General features: G+C 69.0%; 16 protein-coding genes and 3 pseudogenes. 14 read left to right on the forward strand and 5 right to left on the reverse strand.

Annotated features, from left to right (window positions below; all coding sequences use genetic code 11):
- Positions 1-20 precede the first annotated feature (20 nt).
- A complete protein-coding gene (locus KIF24_RS18125) occupies positions 21-1772 on the reverse strand; it encodes an AfsR/SARP family transcriptional regulator (RefSeq protein WP_221085070.1) in 1752 nt (583 codons plus the stop codon).
- Positions 1773-2090: 318 nt separating this feature from the next.
- A complete protein-coding gene (locus KIF24_RS18130; RefSeq protein ID WP_221085071.1) occupies positions 2091-3353 on the reverse strand; it encodes an amidohydrolase in 1263 nt (420 codons plus the stop codon).
- Positions 3354-3568: 215 nt separating this feature from the next.
- On the opposite strand from KIF24_RS18130, the gene KIF24_RS34585 reads away from it, so the two are divergent.
- From KIF24_RS34585 to KIF24_RS18150, 6 genes and pseudogenes are all read left to right on the forward strand, one after another.
- A complete protein-coding gene (locus KIF24_RS34585; protein ID WP_221085072.1) occupies positions 3569-4609 on the forward strand; it encodes a helix-turn-helix transcriptional regulator in 1041 nt (346 codons plus the stop codon).
- Between the two features lie 424 nt (positions 4610-5033).
- A pseudogene (locus KIF24_RS18140) lies at positions 5034-6375 on the forward strand (IS701 family transposase).
- Between the two features lie 48 nt (positions 6376-6423).
- The gene (locus KIF24_RS34035) at positions 6424-6552 is read left to right on the forward strand and encodes a hypothetical protein (protein WP_269440625.1); all 129 of its coding nucleotides are present in this window, start codon (positions 6424-6426) and stop codon (positions 6550-6552) included.
- 92 nt (positions 6553-6644) lie between these two features.
- Positions 6645-7103: pseudogene (locus KIF24_RS34040) on the forward strand (IS1380 family transposase); the annotation flags it as partial.
- 113 nt (positions 7104-7216) lie between these two features.
- Positions 7217-8071, forward strand: a complete 855-nt coding sequence (locus KIF24_RS34045) for a transposase (protein ID WP_269440626.1) — start codon at positions 7217-7219, stop codon at positions 8069-8071.
- A 163-nt stretch (positions 8072-8234) separates the two neighbouring features.
- Entirely contained in the window at positions 8235-8468 is a 234-nt protein-coding gene (locus KIF24_RS18150) for an inositol monophosphatase family protein (protein ID WP_221085074.1), read from the forward strand.
- 48 nt (positions 8469-8516) lie between these two features.
- Here the strand turns inward: KIF24_RS18150 and KIF24_RS18155 are convergent, their stop codons facing one another.
- The 3 genes from KIF24_RS18155 to KIF24_RS18165 form a co-directional block, all read right to left on the reverse strand.
- Positions 8517-8939: a hypothetical protein gene (locus KIF24_RS18155; RefSeq protein WP_221085075.1), complete on the reverse strand. Its 423-nt coding sequence runs from the start codon at positions 8937-8939 to the stop codon at positions 8517-8519.
- A 609-nt stretch (positions 8940-9548) separates the two neighbouring features.
- Positions 9549-11381: a DUF2207 family protein gene (locus tag KIF24_RS18160; RefSeq protein ID WP_230416590.1), complete on the reverse strand. Its 1833-nt coding sequence runs from the start codon at positions 11379-11381 to the stop codon at positions 9549-9551.
- A gap of 15 nt (positions 11382-11396) precedes the next feature.
- On the reverse strand, positions 11397-11966 hold the full coding sequence (locus tag KIF24_RS18165; RefSeq protein WP_331461186.1) for a LemA family protein: 570 nt from the start codon (positions 11964-11966) through the stop codon (positions 11397-11399).
- 306 nt (positions 11967-12272) lie between these two features.
- Between KIF24_RS18165 and KIF24_RS33130 the strand changes: the two genes are divergently transcribed.
- From KIF24_RS33130 to KIF24_RS18200, 8 genes and pseudogenes are all read left to right on the forward strand, one after another.
- A complete protein-coding gene (locus KIF24_RS33130) occupies positions 12273-12413 on the forward strand; it encodes a hypothetical protein (protein ID WP_230415727.1) in 141 nt (46 codons plus the stop codon).
- Positions 12414-12433: 20 nt separating this feature from the next.
- A complete protein-coding gene (locus KIF24_RS18170) occupies positions 12434-13090 on the forward strand; it encodes a 3'-5' exonuclease (protein WP_331461187.1) in 657 nt (218 codons plus the stop codon).
- 101 nt (positions 13091-13191) lie between these two features.
- Positions 13192-13920 (forward strand): annotated as a pseudogene (locus tag KIF24_RS18175) (aldo/keto reductase); the annotation flags it as partial.
- Positions 13921-13942: 22 nt separating this feature from the next.
- Entirely contained in the window at positions 13943-14485 is a 543-nt protein-coding gene (locus tag KIF24_RS18180; RefSeq protein WP_221085078.1) for a nucleoside triphosphate pyrophosphohydrolase family protein, read from the forward strand.
- A 73-nt stretch (positions 14486-14558) separates the two neighbouring features.
- Positions 14559-15176 carry a MazG-like family protein gene (locus tag KIF24_RS35125; protein ID WP_230417266.1) on the forward strand — a complete coding sequence of 206 codons (618 nt, stop codon included), beginning with the start codon at positions 14559-14561 and terminating at the stop codon, positions 15174-15176.
- The gene (locus KIF24_RS18190; protein WP_221085079.1) at positions 15173-15583 is read left to right on the forward strand and encodes a nucleoside triphosphate pyrophosphohydrolase family protein; all 411 of its coding nucleotides are present in this window, start codon (positions 15173-15175) and stop codon (positions 15581-15583) included. Before KIF24_RS35125 ends, KIF24_RS18190 begins: the two co-directional genes overlap by 4 nt.
- Complete coding sequence (locus KIF24_RS18195) at positions 15570-16898, forward strand: MFS transporter (protein ID WP_230415729.1); 1329 nt, start codon at positions 15570-15572, stop codon at positions 16896-16898. Before KIF24_RS18190 ends, KIF24_RS18195 begins: the two co-directional genes overlap by 14 nt.
- A 127-nt stretch (positions 16899-17025) precedes the next feature.
- Positions 17026-17556 carry a P-loop NTPase family protein gene (locus KIF24_RS18200; RefSeq protein ID WP_221085080.1) on the forward strand — a complete coding sequence of 177 codons (531 nt, stop codon included), beginning with the start codon at positions 17026-17028 and terminating at the stop codon, positions 17554-17556.
- Positions 17557-17594: the final 38 nt, after the last annotated feature.

Here is a 17594-nt window from a genome sequence, read left to right on the forward strand (position 1 = left end):
GGGACGGGGTGGACCGGCAGTCACGCCGCGAGAGCTGTGATCCGTTCGCCGTAGCCATCGACGGCGAAGGCCCGGACCAGTTCGTGCATGGTGTAGGTGCCGGAGCCGCCCTCAAGGGCGCCGGCGTCAGCCAGCAGGTCGAGGATCTGTCCGGTGGCGGCAACGGGCCGGTCGAGGACGCCGGCGAGGTCGGCGAGGGTCATAGATTCCGGGAACGAACATCGGGCGATCCGGACGAGCGCGTCGCTGAGCCGGGGATCGAGCTCGTCGAGCCAGGCCCCGAAGGTCCCGGTGATCGACATCCGCGGGTCGTCGATGAGGGACATCCGGGCAAAGCGGTCGCCCCGCAGCCAGGTGACACAGTCGGCGATCCGGGTTCGCGGGCGAACCTGCAATCGAGCCGCCATGATCCGCAGGGCTAGCGGGAAGTTCCCGCAGAGCGCCGCCAGCTGGTGCGCTGCGCCGGGTTCGGCTGCGGTCCGATCCGGTCCGAGTAGGACCGAGAGGAGTTCGAAAGCCTCGTCGTCGGTGAACGGGTCGAGCCGGTGCACCCGGCCACCGTGCGTCGCCACCAGGCCGGTGAGGCTCATCCGGCTGGTGATGAGCACCGAGTGTCCGCCGTCGAGCGACAACACCCCGCGGATCTGCTCGGCGTCGAGCACGTCGTCCAGGATGAGCAAGGCCGGGTCGGCCGCCCCGGCAACCTGGAGCCGCACCAGCTCGGCGGTCAGCTCCACGGGCGTCCGGGCCGTACCGTCGGGCCGGCGCATTCGGAGCGTGGCGTGGCCTGCCACGGACCTGGCCCGGAGTTGGTCCGCGACGTGTAGCGCCAGCGCGGTCTTGCCGATGCCCGGTGCGCCGGTCAGCACGACCGTGCGCGGGCCCGGCCGATCGTCGCCGAGCCACCCGGTCAGCAGTGCGACATCCGCCGCCCGCCCAGTGAAGTCGCTGGTCGCCATCGGCGGAGGTGGCTCCTCCGTCCTCGCCGCGCCACCGGTGGTGATCGGGGCATCGTTGGCCGCGCCGACGGGCGTCAACTCGTCACCGCGCAGAATCGCGGCCTCCAGCCGTTGCAGCGACGGGCCTGGGTCCAGGCCCAACTCGTCGAGGAGGTACCGCTTGACGTTGCGGTACTCGACCAACGCCTCGGTCTGCCGGCCGGTGCGGTACAGCGCCTCGATGAGCTGCTCCGCGAAGCGCTCGTGCCCCGGATGCGAGCGGGCGGCTCGCCACAGGTCGGGCAGCACCTCCCGGCAGCGGCCGAGCACCAACTTGAGGTCGTGCACCCGTTCGGACGCCCGCAGCCACTCCTCCGTCAGCCGCGGCGCCTCGTCCCGGCACAGCGCGTCGGACGGCACATTGGCCAGCAGCGCGCCGCGCCACAGCCCCAGGCCCTCCGTCAGGAGGTGCAGCTCGGACTCGGGATCCGTCTCGTTCTCGGCCCTGCCCACCAATTGGCGAAACCGCAGCAGGTCGAGCGTCTCGGCGTCCGCGACGATGCGGTAGCCGCCCGGAACTGACTCGATCACGTTGCCGGCGATGCCGTGCTTGGCGAAGAGTCGCCGCAGGCGAAGGACGCAGGTCTGGAGCGCGGCCTTGGCCGACGCCGGCTGTTGCTCGCCCCAGATCGCGCCGAGCAACGAGTTGATCGACACCACCGCGTTGGGGCGAAGCAGCAGGGCCGCCAACAGAGTGGTCGGCTTGGATGGCGGGAGCACGGCGACGTCACGCCCGTTGGTCAGGTTCAGCGTGCCTAGGATTTGAAAACTCATGCGCCGAAATTGGGCTACGCCCACAGTTTCAACATTCGCGAGACTCGTCATTGCGTCGTCCTGCTCAACAGATACACACCGTTTCTCCCCCCACTCGACACCGATGACCATTGCGGGATGATTTCGACCGCGCTCCCCTCTTGCAGGATTAGCGCTTTCGCTCTGCGGTGCTGTAACAAGTTTGTTGAGTTGGCAATAGGAGGGTCAAGGAACAACCGGCGGTAAGAAGCTGCATGGCAGCTTTCCCACGAATGGCAGGGCAGCCTCGTCGAAGGATCGCCGCTGGTAGCGGGCGGTCGGCCGAGCCGCCATCCGCGGTCACCGCCGCAGGTGGGCGAGCGCGGCGAGCGTCATCGCCGAGATGCCGGTCGGCAGGGCCAGCGCCACGTGCGGGGCGAACGCGGGAGAGTGGTTGGCGGGCACCGGGACCGTCGCGGCCGCCGACCATTGGCGAGGGCTGGTGACGCCCAGCAGCCAGTAGACCGTCGGTATGCCCGAATGGCCGTGCACATCGCTGCCCTCGTCGCCGAAGAGCGGGAAATCCTCGGTCGCCATCGCTCGTGGCCAGGACGCGATCCGCGAGGCGCCAAAGGCGGCCTCGTGCGCCGCGCGGACCACGGCGGTCGCCGTGGCATCCGGCAGGTTCACCGGCGAGGAGGAGACCGTACGGATCTCGGGATCGGAGTCCGCTCCGGAGGCCGCGCACTCGGCCCTGACAATCCGGGTGACCGCCGCGACCACCCGGTCCAGGGTGGCGGTGGCGAACGCGCGGATCGTCAACCCGATGACGGCCTCGGCGGGAATGACGTTGCCCGTCTCGCCGGCTCGCAGCGAGCCGACGGTGAGCACGACCGGCTCAGCCGGGTCCACCTCCCGGGACACGACCGTCTGCAGTCGGAGCACGACGGCCGCGGCGATGACCACGGGGTCGATGGTGAGGTGCGGCGTCGCCGCGTGACCGCCCCGACCGAGAATCGTGATCTCCAGGGAGACGCTGCCGGCCATCACCGGGCCGGCGCCGAACGCCAGCATCCCCGCCGGAAAGGGCGCGCTGTGCTGAGCGAGGACGACATCGGGTCGTCCGGTCAGGTCGTACAGGCCCGCCGCCAGCATGGCGCGGGCCCCCTCCAGGGTCTCCTCAGCGGGTTGCCCGACGATGGCGAGCGTCCCACTCCATTGCTCGCGATCGGCGGCCAGCACGGTGGCGGCCCCGGCAAGACAGGCGAGGTGCAGGTCATGCCCGCAGGCATGCATCACCGGCACCTCCCGGCCGGTGGGACCGGCGGCCACCTCCCCGCTCGCGTACGGCAGGCGGGTCTCCTCCTTGACCGGCAGCGCGTCGAGTTCGGCGCGGAGCAGGACTGTCGGGCCGACGCCGTTACGCAGGACGGCCACCACGCCGTGGCCCCCGACCTCGGTGGACACTCGATAGCCGTCACGGCGTAGCCGCTCGGCGAACTTGGCTGCCGTCCGCGCTTCCGCGCCAGACAGCTCGGGATGGGCATGCAGGTCGATGTAGAAGGCGGCGGCCTCCCGTGAGGCGACGCTCGGGCCAGACAGGGGCGCAGAGGCTGATTTCATCCAGAAGTCCTTTCAGTACCGGCGTTTTCCCGGGGAACGTCGCCGAAAGAAGGTGACCACTTCCTGCCCTGTACGGAAAGAATTCCCCAAACGAGTCGTGCCATCGGCGGATGAGCGGAATTGCAGTGGTCGAACGGATCTTGCATCACCGCATGGCGGCTGATATCTTGCGGGTATTTCCATATGTTGAGCTGTCGGGGTGGTGAGGTGACCCGGTGAAGGCTGAGGACCACCGACAGGGAAACCGGCCAGAGGGCACAACCACTGTTGAAGCGGCCAATCTCTACCAGTGGATTCTGCAGCGGGGCCAGGTATCCACTGGAGAGCTGGAGGACGCGACGACCGCCCTTGGGCAGTCCCCGGAGGAGTTGGCCGAGGCCCTGGCCTCGCTGCTGGCCCTGCGGCTGCTGCGGCATGCGCCCGACGAGCCCGACGTGCTGGTGGCGAACAGCCCGGATTCGGCCGTCGCGGAGCTCGTGGCCCCCCTGGAGTTCGAGGTACGTCAGCGCCAGCGCCGGATGGAGGAGCTGGAGGCGACCCTGCTGGCCTTCAACCCGATTTACTTCAACACCCGACAGGTCCGCAATCGGCGTGAAGCCATCGACATCATCGACGAGGTGGGCCGGGTACGCGCCACTCTCGCCGGGATCGCCCGACGGTGCTCGGTCGAGGTCTTCAGCGCCCATCCGGGGGTGCTATCGGACGGCGCCATCGAGGAATCCCTGCCGAAGGACCTCGAGATGCTGGCACGCGGGATTCGTATAAGAACAGTCCACCAACATCCGGTTCGTGTCCATCCGCGCATGCGCCCTTTCCTCAAAGAGCTCGTCGATGCGGGCTGCGACGTGCGCACCCGAGAAGAGATCACCGACCGGATAATCATCTTCGACCGTGAGATTGCGGTCATTCCGAACATGCTCGCGAGCGGTGCGGTCGTCCTACGGGAGCCGTCCGTGGTGGATTACCTGTACCGTTCGCTGGAGCAGGTCTGGGCCTCGGCCCTGCCCTTCGATGACGAGACCACGCCAAACGGCGGCTACGGAGTGGCCGGCGACGACCTCAAACGGGCACTGCTACACCTGCTGGCGGCCGGCCGGAAAGACGAATTCATCGCTCGCAAGTTGAGCATCTCGGTGCGCACCTGCCGCCGGCACATCGCCGAGATCATGCATGACCTGGGTGCGGAGAGCCGGTTCCAGGCCGGGGTGCTCGCACGGCAGCGCGGGCTACTGGACGATCTCACCGAGGCGGGGTGAGAGCGGCCGCGCCAGTCAGTCCCAGCCCGTGGAGTTCCCGCCGCTGAGGATCCGCATCTCACTCCCCCTTCCGATATCTTTGCCGGTTGGCTTACCTGGCATACCCAAATTCTGCGGGGGCCGAGCGACGGCGAACAGCCGCAGGAAGCTGCCTGACATGTTGTTCCGTGTCCGGCTGCCGGCACGCCCCGGCCGTTGCATCCGCGCCGCCCCAGCTCACTCCCCTCCGCAGACGGACGACCTAGCCTCCAGGGCTATTGCGTGAAAGACCGAGGCTAGTACGGCAGCCGCCATTAGCTGTCTGACCAGGGTGGATGCCCGCGGGTGGGGCGGGTGAGATGGGCGCAGCCGCCCTGATGATCATGTGTGTGTGAAGACAACAAGATCGAGGACGGCTGCGGCTGCCAGGATAGCGGCTCGGCGGGTGCAGCGGGTGCGGGCTGATCTGGTGGGGCGTCTGCGGTCGTGTTTCGTGCGGACGCAGACGTGGCAGCAGGCGACGAGGTACGTATCCGCGGTGGCCAGTGACCTGCCGAAACGCAACGGGTGGACGATCGCCGAGTATGTCGGGGACCGCACCCCGGACCGCATGCAGCGGTTGCTGAACCGGGCGGTGTTGGGACGGCGACGAGGCGATGAGCCTGGTGCGCCGGTTCGTGGTCGACGGGCTGGGCACGGCAGCCCGACGGCGGCGGGGACTGGTGGTCGGGGCGTTGGACGAGACCAGTCAGCGCAAGCGGGGCACCGCCACGTGTGGGGTGAAGCGGCAGTACATGGGCTGCGCGGGTCGGGTGGACAACGGCATCAACACGGTGCACCTGTCGTACCTGCGGGAGGGGGTCGGGCATGCGTTGATCGGTGCCCGGCAGTGGATCCCCGCCGAGCAGATCGACGACCCGGACACCGCCCAGGCGATGGGACTACCGGCTGACCTGCAGTTCCGCACCAAGGGACAGCTGGCAATCGACATCTGCACGCAGGCGTACGCCGACGGGGTGCGCTTCGACGTGATCTGCGGCGACGAGGTCTACGGGGGCTGCACCCAGCTACGGGAGTTCTTCGAACAACACCAGCAGGTGTACGTGCTGCGGGTGGCCTGCACCTTCATGATCGACCTGCCCTCGGAGACCCGGTTGACCTGCCAGCAGGCCGTGCAGCAACTGGTGGACGACCGCCAGTGGGAGGTGCGTTCCGCCGGGACAGGGTCGAAGGGGCAGCGCTGGTACGCGTGGACGCAGATCGCCACCGCCAGTTCTCGTCATCTGTTGCTGGTACGCCGGCACCTGCACACCGGTGACCTGGCCTTCCACTACTGCTACCTGGGGCCCGAGGGACAGCGGGCGAGCATGACCAGGCCGATCCGCGCCTCGGGACTACGGTGGCCCGTCGAAGAAGATTTCGAGTTCGGCAAGGACCAGTTCGGCCTCGACCAGTGCCAAGCCCGCCTACACACCGCGATCCGCCGGCACACCGTCCTGGCCATGGCCGCCCTCGCCGTCTGCGCCGTCGCCGCCGCCCAACTCCGCGCCCGCACCGACACCCAGGCCCCACCACCGGTCACCCCCGACCAGGCCCCACCACCCGAGCCCGGCCTGATCCCCCTGACCGTCCCCGAAACCCGACGACTCCTGACCAGACACGAACACCGCCAGACACCGCCCGACCACGCCGACCACTGGAGCACCTGGCGCCGCCGCCACCAAGCCCGCGCACGCTGGTTCCACCAACGCACCCGACTCAACCGCGAATACACCCTGGTCAACTAGCCAATGGCGGCTGCCGTACTACTACCATTAAGTCGCCAAGAGCGACTGATGAACGCCCTGGATCGCCCTGCCGAAGACGGCAAGCGTCGGGGCAGGATCGGGGTGGATTTTCGCTCGGTAAGCCTCTGCCATGTCGCCGCCGGCTTTACCGACCTCGCCCGTTCAGAGTGGAATTGATGCATCGAGGGTGATAAGGGAAAGGTGCGCCCGAGCTGTAAGGATGTGAGTGTCTACGTCATATCCATAGCAGAATCGGGTGCACCTCTCTGGTGAGCAAGGGTAGCGGGTGGGATCAGCGGCTGCAGGTAGCGGCGGGTGGGACGGGTCTGGTTGGGCATACGGGCGCGGTCTTGCTGCGCCGGTGCGGGGATCGGACCGGCCTGACTGGGGCGTTGAACGCGGTGCTGTCGCGGGGTGCGGGGCCGGGGTGGTGGGACCGGGGCACGGTCCTGGTCTGCCTGGCGACCGCGATCGTGATCGGCGCGACGAGCATGTCCGACATCGGGCTACTCGCCCATCAGGCGCTCGTGTTCGCTGATCCGCCGTCGGAAGCGACCGTCCGTCGGGCTCTGGCGGGGCTGGACGAGACCGCCCTGCGTCGGATCGCCAAGGCGAGGGCGAAGGTCCGCGCTCGGGTATGGGACCTGCTGGCCCGCCGGCCGCAAGGGTTTCCGTGGCTGTGCGTGGCCGGCAAGCTGCTGTCCGGGTGGGTGGTCATCGACATGGACGCCACGTTGATCACCGCTCACTCCGACAAGCAGGGCGCGGCGGCCACCTTCAAGAAGGGCTTCGGGTCCATTCGCTGGGGGCGTGGTGTGCCAACACCACGGAGAGCCTGGCCATGCTGCTGCGGCCGGGTAACGCCGGCTCGAACACGGTCACCGACCATATCCGCGTGTTGGGTGAGGCGATCGCCCAGCTGCCGGTGGCATACCGGCGGAAGATCCTCGTGCGGGTCGCCGGGGCCGGCGCCACCCACGACCTCGTGACACACCTCGAGCAGATGAACCGGCTGTGGCGCAGTGTGCGCTTCACCGTCGGCTGGACGATCACCGACGCCGACGAGACCGCGATCGCCGCTCTGCCCGCCGATGCCTGGACCAGCAGCCTGCAGTCCGACGGCACCGCCACCGACACCGCACAGGTCGCCGAGCTGACCGGCCTCAACCCACGCCTCGGCAACTGGCCGGCCGGGTTACGGCTGATCGTCCGACGCACCCGACCCGCCGCCCGGCATGCGACGAACCTCACCGACCTGGAGAAACGCACCGGTTGGCGGTACGCGATAGTCGTGACCAACATCCGCCGTATCCATGGCGTTCCCGGCTCCCACCAGCCGCAACGGCTCGACGTACTGCACCGCTGCCATGCAGGAGTGCAAGACCGGGTACGCACGAACAAGGCCATGGGCCTGCGGAACCTGCCCAGCAAAGCCTGGACCGTCAACCAAGGCTGGGTCCTCACGGCCAACATCGCCGCCGACCTGGCCGCCTGGACCCGGCTACTCGGCCTGCACGACCAACCCGACCTCGCTGACGCCGAACCCGACACCCTGCGCTACCGACTGCTGCACCTACCCGCGAAACTGGCCACCCACGCACGCCGACGCGTCCTGTCCATCCCCGACACCTGGCCCTGGGCCAACGCGTTCCAGCTCTGCTGGCAACGCCTCGGCCTGCTACCCCTGACCACCTGACCCATCCACCCCGGCCCTACCAGCGCAAAGACCACCCGGACCCGGAGAACCGGCGCCCACGCAGCGACACGCGCTGACCTCTACCCCACCACGAGGGACAAAACGGTCAAGCCGAAACGCGCGACCGAGGATCAAAACCCTCTGACGGATCGAGGCCGAGGGCGTGCTGGAATTCGCGAAGGGCTTCGCTATATGGGATCTAGCTCCGGGCCACCACATTCTGCACTCGGCAGGCGGCGCGGTCATCGATCTCGCAGGCGAGCCAATTACTCTTGACTACAATTTGCGGTCATTGTCTGACATTGAGCAAGCGATGAACCGCAGGCAGAAGTTCGTCGCCGCAGGCACCCTTGAGCTAGCGCAGGAGGTGCTGAGCCACCTGGACTTGACTGAATGAAGGCAGAGGCTGCCTGCAGTGCCCGCCACCGAGCGGGGTCGGGAGTTGCTACCGGGCGAACGAGCCGATGGCAGCCAGGTACACCGCGTCACGGAACGCGTGTGGAGGGATCAACTCGTGGTGCATCTGGCCCGGGGTGGTGCGGGAATCGAGGAACGCACCGCCGCAGCGTCCGCAAAACCATGCTGCGCTCCAGATCGCACCGATCGCGGGCATCGCCTTACGCCACTGCCGATCCGTTCGCAGCCGACGAACAAGCATCACCAGGACGACCGTGATCGCGATCAGACCAGGTGACATGCACAGGGCGACGCCGGCAACGACGCCCCACGGCGTCAGCTCGGACGAGTCCGATCCGTCGTGGATCGACCAGACACCCACGGCGATCCATCCGGCGCAGTATCCGGTGAGCACGGTGAGCCAGATCCACCAGGCAGTGCGAGACGGCGGCGCGGGCGGAGGAGAAAGCACCTGCGCCAGGCTCGTCACATGTGACCCATGATGGGCGCTCACCCCGACGGCCGGCCACAGCCCCCACCCGACCACGCCCACGTGGGCGCCGCGGACGCTCGACTGACTGTGCCCTTCCCACACCACGGCAGACACCCGGCGCACCATCACCGTCGTTGTGCACTGAGGGCAGGCGGGCACCGCACCGTTGTGATTCATGTACGACAGGTAGCACCTGGACCAAGCGCAAACAACCCGACCAGGGGCCAAACTCATCCACTGCCTCCCATGCGAGCCGTCAGCAGCACAACGCCCGATGGACCCGATCGATCAACCCCTTCGCTCCCCGGACGTCGCGTGTCAGCCGTACGCCGCCACGCTCTGTGACCGCACGCAGCCGGCTGCCACGCATGCCCTGCGGCATGAGCGTGCACTGGATCATGGCTGCTGCCGTGATGGGAGCCCCTCGTCGGTAGGTCGTTCATGGCTCGGCGAGCGCCCGGGCCACGAACATCGACCGGGCAGGGGCCTGGTGACCAAGCGCCGCGCCGGCCGGGAGGTGCTCTACTGGCACACCCGACGCGGCGCGGCGCTCTGCGCACAGGCCATGCACGGCGACGACCAGCCCGGTCAGGCGGTCGCGCCACCTCGGGTGGTCGACGCCCGGAGGGCGCCCTGGGCCAGCAGCCACGGCAGGTGGGCGGTGCGGGCGCGGGCGGGGCCGCGCAGGGCCACCAGCACTACCCGGTCGCCGACCCGGAACACGGCCCCCTCGCCGATCAGGTATGCTCCGCCGCCGATGCCGGGCAACTCCTGCCCTCGGGCGTTGACCCGCCAGATCCACTGCGCTGCCGTGCCGGCCACCGTCTGGACCGCCAGCACCGGCTGGCCGTCGCCGGCAGCATGGAACTCGACACCGGTCAACGAGGCCGGCAGGGCGACCCGCTCGGGGGCCCGCACCGGCAGGCCCAGCGCCTGCCCGACCTCCTCCGGGGTGAACACCGACTCCGCTGGTGTCGGCGGGCCGTCTGCCGACGCACCTCTACCGACCGGCTCCAGCAGGCTCCGCGAGCGGCCGTGGCCGACCACCGACAGGCTCATCACCCGGCGGCTCCAGGGGCGGCCCCGGATCGTGACGGTGTCGCCGTCGTGGCACCGGCCGGCCCACTCGCTCGGCAGCCCCCAGGCGGTCGTCCGGTCGGCGGTGCCGTCGTCCACCGCCAGGTAGTGCAGCCAGGGCAGAGAAGGCTGGTTCTCGCCCTGGGACCTCTTCCGCCACACCTGCACCCAGAGCACCTCGCCGGTGATGGTGCGCTCGGTGGCCAGGTCGACGAGGCCGCGCACCACCTTCCAGATGCCGGAGAACACCAACAGCAGCGCAATCACCGCGACGATGCTGGTGACCAGGGTGAAGGTCGCCGCGCGTGGGTAGGGCGAGGAGGGTGAGAGGTCGAACGACGGGCCGAAGAACCGCAGCAGAAAGGCACCCACCACGATGCTGATCCCCGAGGCGAACAACAGCTTCGGCAGGGTCATGCCGTAGCGCGTGGCGAAGCGCGGGTAGTGCACCCGCACCCGGCGCCAACTGCCGCCGTACGACGACCAGACCAGCGTCCGGTCGCCCATGCCCAGGTCGAGCACGGCGCTGGTCAGGTGGGTCGCGCCGACTGCGGCGCCGTAGCCGAGGTAGCGGTCCCAGATCGCCACCGAAGCCGGCGGCAGCTCGTGGAATTGCTCGTGCGCGCGCAGCCAGGACTGCACACCGAGCCACCTGGCGGCCACCTCGCGGCCGAGCGGCGTGTCGCGCTCCCCCGGCGACCGGCTGGAGATGGTCGACAGCACGACAAGGGTGAGCACGCCGACGAAGTAGCCGAAGTTGTGCCAACCCTGCCCCATCGAGCGCGCGGCGGCGTAACCGACGAGCACCGCGACGACCATCGCGGCGGCGGTCAGCGCGCTGGTCACCGTCGGCCCGAAGCGTCGCCGGGACAACCCGGCCGCGCGGGCGTCCGCGACGACCTCCGCAATCATTCGCTTATTCCACGTCCTGGCATGCGCCCGGTCTCGGAAGGTCAGCGCGGTCAGCGGCAGCACACCGTCGATCGCGAGGCTGCGGATCCGGCTGAGCACCCGATGCTCGTACGGTCGCAGCGTGCTGTCGTCCGGTCGCGTCGCCGGCAGGTGCACGGTCGTGTGCGTCGGGTCGTCGCCCGGCTGGCGCAGCTCGAAGAAGCCACGGGCGGCGAGGTCGAGCAGCGTCGACTCGACCGCGTCCTCGGTAACCGACCAGCGGTTGACCAGCAGGCTGACCACGGCGGGCCGTTCGTTGCCCAGCTCCATCGTGGCCGGTGCGGGAGCTGGCATGACCGGCCGGGTGGCCAGCCACACCACACCGTGGATGGCGAACCAGCCGAGCACCGCGACCGCGATCACGGCCAAGTCGAAGAGCAGACGTCCGTCCATCACTCGCTCACGTCGTCAGTAGCGCACCTGAACGGTGGCCCGCTCGCCGTCCAGGGCCTGGAAGAAGTCCGTCGTCCGGAACCCGCCGACGCTCGCGATCAGGTTGGTGGGGATGGACTGCACGGTGTTGTTGAACGTATGCACGGCGCTGTTGTAGAACTGCCGCGCGTACGCGATCTTGTCTTCGGTGCGAGTCAGCTCGGCCTGCAAGGCCGCGAAGTTCTGGTTGGCCTTGAGGTCCGGGTACGCCTCGGCCAACGCGAAGAGTCGACCCAGCACCTGGGTGAGCAGGTTCTCGGCCCCCTCCCGATCGACCACGCCCGGCGTGCCGGCGGCCGCGACCGCCCCGCCACGGGCGGCCATCACGGCCTCCAGCGTGCCGCGTTCGTGCCCGGCGTAGCCCTTGACCGTCTCCACCAGGTTGGGGATCAGGTCGTGCCGCCGCTTGAGCTGCACGTCGATCTGCGCCCAGGACGCCCGCACCTGGTTACGCTGCCCGACCAGCCGGTTGTAGGCGCGCAACACCCAACCGACCACGACCACCGTCAACAGGCAGAGCAGCCCACCGCCGAGGCCCAGCAACACGCCCGAGTCCATTTTCGACCCCCAGCCCTGAAACTTTGTCCGGATGATGCGCGTGGGCGTCACCGTACGCAGTCCGGTAAACGGCCGGCACCCCGGCATCGGTGGTGACCAGCCCTCGGCCTGCCCGAGCACCGGGCCGTGCAGACTCTGCCGAGACGAAATCCCTGCTCAGGGTCGCTTCGGGAAGGCGCATGTCGAAGAGTTACGAGGTGCCGCTGCTGGTGCTCACCGAGGTGCCGCCTGCCGCTTCGGGCGATACTGCGGTGCGTATGCCCCCATGCGCTGCAGCACCACTTCCAGTACCAGATGTGGGACATCGAGACCCCGCACGTGCTCGGCGCGCACGGCAGGTCGATGACCGGCCACGACCTCGACCCCGACCAAGCCGCCGACTTCGAACAGGTGAGGCGCACCTTCGCGCTCGCCGCTCGCACCGAGGACGACTGAGCGCCGGTACGGTGAACGCGGTGACCACCGAATCCCAGCCCTGGCATACCGCCAACCTGGTCGCCCTCGACCTGGAAGGCAGCGGCGCCCAGGAACGCGACCAGGAGCAGATCCTTGAGATCGCCGCGGTCCGGCTGCTCAACGGACACCCGGACATGGCCACCGCCTACTCCACCGGCATAGATCCCGGCCGGGCGATCCCCGCCCGGCCGTGGATCTCACCCGGGCTGGCCGGCATCGCCTTGCAGGGCCAGCCCACCCTCGACGACATCCGCCCTGCCTTGCACGCCCGCTTGAACGGTGCCTGGCTCGTCGGCCACAACATCGGCGTCGACTGGCGGCTGCTGCACCGGCACCTGCCCGACCTGACCGTCGCCGGCCTCATCGACACGATGCGTCTTGCGCGAGCCGCCACCATCCCCGGCAAACTCGGCCTCACCGACCTGCTGGCCCATCTCCAGCTGACCGCCGCCGTCACGGCCGCCGCGCCCGGCAGCCAACCTCACCGCGCGCTGTGGGACACCACCGGCACCGCGCTGCTTCTGCCCGCCCTGATCCGCCGCCACTTGCCGACCCATCCGACGCTGCAGCAACTGATCGCCGTCGCCGGGATCCCCACCACACCTCCACAGCCGGCCGCCGCGACGGCAGATCCGCAACCGACCCTGTTCGACTAAAAGGCCCTCGCCGACACCGGGGGCTTGTGCGAAAGGCACCCGATGATCAGCAGTACCGATACCCAGACTTTCGCCATCGGCGATGACGGCGCCTCGGCTACGGCACGATGCAGCTCACCGGCCCTGGCCACTGGAACCTGCCCGCCGACCCGGACACGGCTCGCCGCATCCTGCGCGCCGCCGTCCACGACCACGGCATCAACCACCTCGACACCGCCGACGCCTACGGCCCGCACACCGTCGAAACGCTGATCCGCGAAGCACTGCACCCGTACCCCGACGACCTGCTGATCGCGACCAAAGGCGGGCTGACACGTCCGGGACCGAACATCTGGCGGCCCTGCGGACGCCCGGAGTACCTGACCCAATGTGCCGAACTGAGCCTGCGGCGCCTCGGCGTTGACGTCCTCGACCTGTACTACCTGCACCGCATCGACCCACAGGTGCCGCTCGCCGACCAGCTCGGCGCCCTCGTCGACCTTCAACGAGCCGGGAAGATCCGGCATATCGGCCTGTCGAAAGTCACCGTCGACCAGCTCGAACAAGCCCGCACCATCACTGCCATCTCCGCCGTACAGAACCAACACACACCGACCCGCACCGACCCAGTCCTCGGATACTGCGAACGCAATGGCATGCCCTACGTCGCCTACAAACCGTTCGACGCCGGGGCCGACCTGCCGCGCAAGGAGTCAGGCGCGAGGGTTCATGGACCGGTCGAGATACTCCAAACGTTGCTGGACCGTTCCCCGGCGATGCTGGTCATTCCCGGTACGGCCTCGCTCGAGCACCTCCAAGCCAACTGCACCGCCGACGGTGCCGCGGCCTGAGGATTTGTCCGGAGGGAACCGCGTGGCTGCCACCGAAGCTGGAACCAATCTAACCACCGACAGCGCCGCTGACGGGCTGTTCTGGTTGCTCGTGGACACCGCCCGAACATTGGCAGCCCGCTACCCCCAAGACACGGGTGCCTTTGTCCGACTGGCGAAGCTCACCGAAGAGACCGGGGAGGTCGCCGCGCAAATCAACATCTGGGCCGGAACCGGCCTCAAACGCGAGGAACACGGCGAATTCGACCCCCGCGAACTCGCCGCAGAGCTTTCCGACGTCCTGCGGTCCGCCGTCAGCATCGCCCTCGCCCTCGACATCCTTGACTTGCTCATCGCCGAGATCCGCGGCAGGCACACCGAAATCGCAGCCGCCACCAGCCAGGCCTATGACACCGTCCGCCAGCGAGGTTCAGCTACTGCCGCCGCCCAGCAACCTGCGGACGAGCCCCAGCGGCTGCGAAGTCGCACAGGAAGCCGAGGCGGTAAGAACTTCCCATTCTTGCCAGCTGCGGCGCAGCGGCCCGCCGCGCCATACCGACACGCCCAGATAGCCCATTCGAACTAATGTGCTACCCGATGTGCGGACTTCGTCGGCTGGCCGACACCGCATCGGCTCTGCGGTCCGGTATCCGTATGACGTGACCGCCGACCAGCAACTCTCGCCAGGACCCACGCCCCTCAAGCGGATCGACCGGCAGGAGGAAAACGCGCAGGTGAGCACCACAACGAACAGCCGCAACGGCAGCGGATCCATCCCGTCCCAGAGCTCGCCGAGCGACCCACAGGAGGCGCTCCCGGAGTTCCGCCAGAGCTGGTGGGAGACCGGGCTCCGGGCCCGGGCGAACGCCAGCGAGTTCGGCGTCTTCGCCGAACTGCCGGGCCTGACCCGGCGGGCTGTGCCAGTGGCGTGGCGGGCTGACCGGCTGCGGACATCGCTGCTCGACGAGCAGGACGGCACCGACCGTCTGGAACTGACGTGCCGGATCATGAAGATCGCTGAAGAGGCGGGCGAGGCCACGCAGGCGTGGTTCGGGGTGCTGGGCCAGAATCCGCGCAAGGGGGTCACGCACGCGGTCGATGACGGTGTCGGTGAACTCACCGATGTGGTGTTCACCAGCCTGGTAGCGATCGCCAGCCTGGGTGCCGACCCGCAGGAGGCGGTCGCCGCGGTGGCAGCGAAGGCCGCGACCTACCGGTCGGGACTCGCCACGACGACGGCCGGGTCACCACCGACCGGATCCGGAACCGCCGCATGACAGCCGGACCGGAGACGCCGCCGCACGCCAGCGGCGGGCCGTTGCCGGACACGTTCGCGGCGCTCGTGGCGACGGTGCATGCGCTGACCCGCCGGTTCCCTGACCACAACGGCCCGTTCGAGAGGGTGTCACGGCTGGCTGAGGAGTCCGGTGAGCTCGCCGCGGCGGCGGTCAACCACGCCGAAGCGACAGGCATCAAGATCGCCAAGCATGGCCCGTTCGATCCGGCGCGCCTGGTCAAAGAAGTGATGGACGTGCTGCGGGCGGCGGTCGGGATCGCCGCGCACTACGACGTGGTCGACGAACTGTGTACGGCGATCGCCGACCACTACCTGCGGCATGTTCAGCTTGGCTTGATCGACGTACCGCAGCCGGAGACGGGCGGAGAGCAGCATGATGACCGCTGACCGCCGCCCGGACACCAGGCCCGAACCGATGCCGACGTTGCGCGGCAGTGGCCCGCGGGTGCGGCGGGCGTGGGCGGCGTACGCGATCTCGCAGGCCGGCAGCGGCATCGGCACCGGAGCGTTGCCGCTGGTGGCGATTCTGCTGCTGGACGCCTCGGACTGGCAGATCTCACTGCTGGCCGCGGTCGCGGGGATCGCCGGCGCCGTGGCGGTGGTGCCGCTGGGGCCGTGGGTCGAGTTCCACCGCAAACGCCCGGTCATGGTCGGCGCGGACCTGCTGCGCGGTGTCACCCTGCTCAGCGTCCCGGTCGCCGCCTGGGCCGGCGGGCTGACGTATGGCCAGTTGTGTCTGGTGGCCGCCGCACAGACGATCGGGACGATTCTGTCTTCGGCGGCCAGCACCGCGTTCCTGAAGTCGCTGGTGCCCGGCGACCAGCTGGTGCTGGTCAACGCCAGGTGGGAGAGCACCACGTGGACGGCCACCACGTTCGGGCCTCCGGCGGGCGGGATACTGGTCTCCTGGGTCGGCGCGCCCGCCACGCTCCTGGTCAACGCGGCCAGTTTCCTGCTGTCGGCGGTCACGCTGGGCCGGATCCGGCACCGTGAACCCGCACCCACTGGCCCCGAGCGCGGCCGGCACTCGATGGCGCAAATGACTGCCGGGTGGCGGCACATCGCTGCCCACCCGGTTCTTCTCCGGCTGTTCGGGCACGCACTGGTCTTCGGTGGCTGCATTGTCGCGTCCACGCCGCTGATCGCCGTGCTCATGCTCCGCGATCTCGGGTTCAGCCCGGCGCAGTACGGCCTCGCGCTCGGGGTGCCGTGCGCGGCCGGGGTCCTCGGGTCGGTGCTGGCGCCACGGATAATCCGCCGGGCCGGGTTGATGCCGACGCTGCTGGTCGCCGGGGCGGCCCGCTGCCTGTGGATGGCCGTCGTCCCGTTCGCGCCGGGCACGACCGCCGGACTGGTGCAGATCATCGCCGCGGACACGATGCTGTTGCTGTGCGCCGGGATTTTCAATCCCGCCTTCTCGACCTATCGGATGCGGGCGGTCGCCGACGGCTACCTGGCCCGGGTGACCGCGGCGTGGGCGGTCAGCAGCAAGGTCGCCCAGCCCATCGTCATCGCGGCTGCCGGCGTGGCCGCCGCGGCGGTCGGCGCCCGTCCCGCACTGCTCGGTCTGGCCGGTGTGCTGCTGGCCAGCGTGGTCGTGCTGCCCTGGCGTAGCTGGACCAGGCGAGACCTTCCTGTGGGCCGAGGCCGAGACGTCCCTGTGGGCATCGGGCAAAGCCAGACGACGGGAGTACAGCCGTGAGCAACCCGATGCAGCATGGCCGGTTCGCGCGCCTCGCCGGCACGGCGACACCAACGAACGCCCGGTCAGTCCCGCCGCGGGAAACCGCGACCAACTACTCGGTGATCGTCGACATCCGATGACCGGGGTGACAATGCAGAAAATCGCGATCGTCGGTAACAGCGGCGCCGGCAAGACCGTGCTCGCGCACCGGCTCGGTGCCCTGCTGCACCTGCCGGTGACCCACCTGGACGCGCTGCGTTACGACACCGACTGGAACCTGGTGCCCGAGGCCGAGTTCGCCGACCAGCAACGCGCAGCCGTCACCGCCGACACATGGATCATCGATGGGAACTCTCTGGCCACGCTGTCCATCCGGGCAGCCGCCGCGGACACCGTCATCATGGTGGACCCGCCACCGTGGGTCTGTCTGTGGGGCATCCTGCAACGCCGGTGGCGCTACCGCGGCGGCCAGCACCCCGACGGTGTCTTCGACCGCATCACCGTCGATTCCCTGCGTTATACGGCCACGTACCGGCGCAGCCATGGTCCTCGCACGCTGGCCTGCATCGCTGTAGCCGGTCTCCCAGCTCGCCATCAGCTCGCGACGGCTCTCGTCGACCGCGTACCACGTCATCCGCCGCCCCCTCTTCGAAAGCTCGCCGCAGCCTACCGGTGACGGCGCGGTCACACACGGCCCCGCGTGGGTGACCGCGC

Origin of the sequence: Micromonospora tarapacensis, from assembly GCF_019697375.1 — a bacterium.
Lineage (GTDB): Bacteria > Actinomycetota > Actinomycetes > Mycobacteriales > Micromonosporaceae > Micromonospora > Micromonospora tarapacensis.

Bases quoted from the DNA above. Each gene is read 5' to 3' on its own strand.
- KIF24_RS18130 (WP_221085071.1), bottom strand. From the start codon at position 3,353: ATGAAATCAGCCTCTGCGCCCCTGTCTGGCCCGAGCGTCGCCTCACGG.
- KIF24_RS34035 (WP_269440625.1), top strand. From the start codon at position 6,424: ATGAACGCCCTGGATCGCCCTGCCGAAGACGGCAAGCGTCGGGGCAGG.
- KIF24_RS34045 (WP_269440626.1), top strand. From the start codon at position 7,217: ATGCTGCTGCGGCCGGGTAACGCCGGCTCGAACACGGTCACCGACCAT.
- KIF24_RS33130 (WP_230415727.1), top strand. From the start codon at position 12,273: ATGTGGGACATCGAGACCCCGCACGTGCTCGGCGCGCACGGCAGGTCG.
- KIF24_RS18125 (WP_221085070.1), bottom strand. From the start codon at position 1,772: ATGAGTTTTCAAATCCTAGGCACGCTGAACCTGACCAACGGGCGTGAC.
- KIF24_RS18195 (WP_230415729.1), top strand. From the start codon at position 15,570: ATGATGACCGCTGACCGCCGCCCGGACACCAGGCCCGAACCGATGCCG.
- KIF24_RS18160 (WP_230416590.1), bottom strand. From the start codon at position 11,381: ATGGACGGACGTCTGCTCTTCGACTTGGCCGTGATCGCGGTCGCGGTG.
- KIF24_RS18190 (WP_221085079.1), top strand. From the start codon at position 15,173: ATGACAGCCGGACCGGAGACGCCGCCGCACGCCAGCGGCGGGCCGTTG.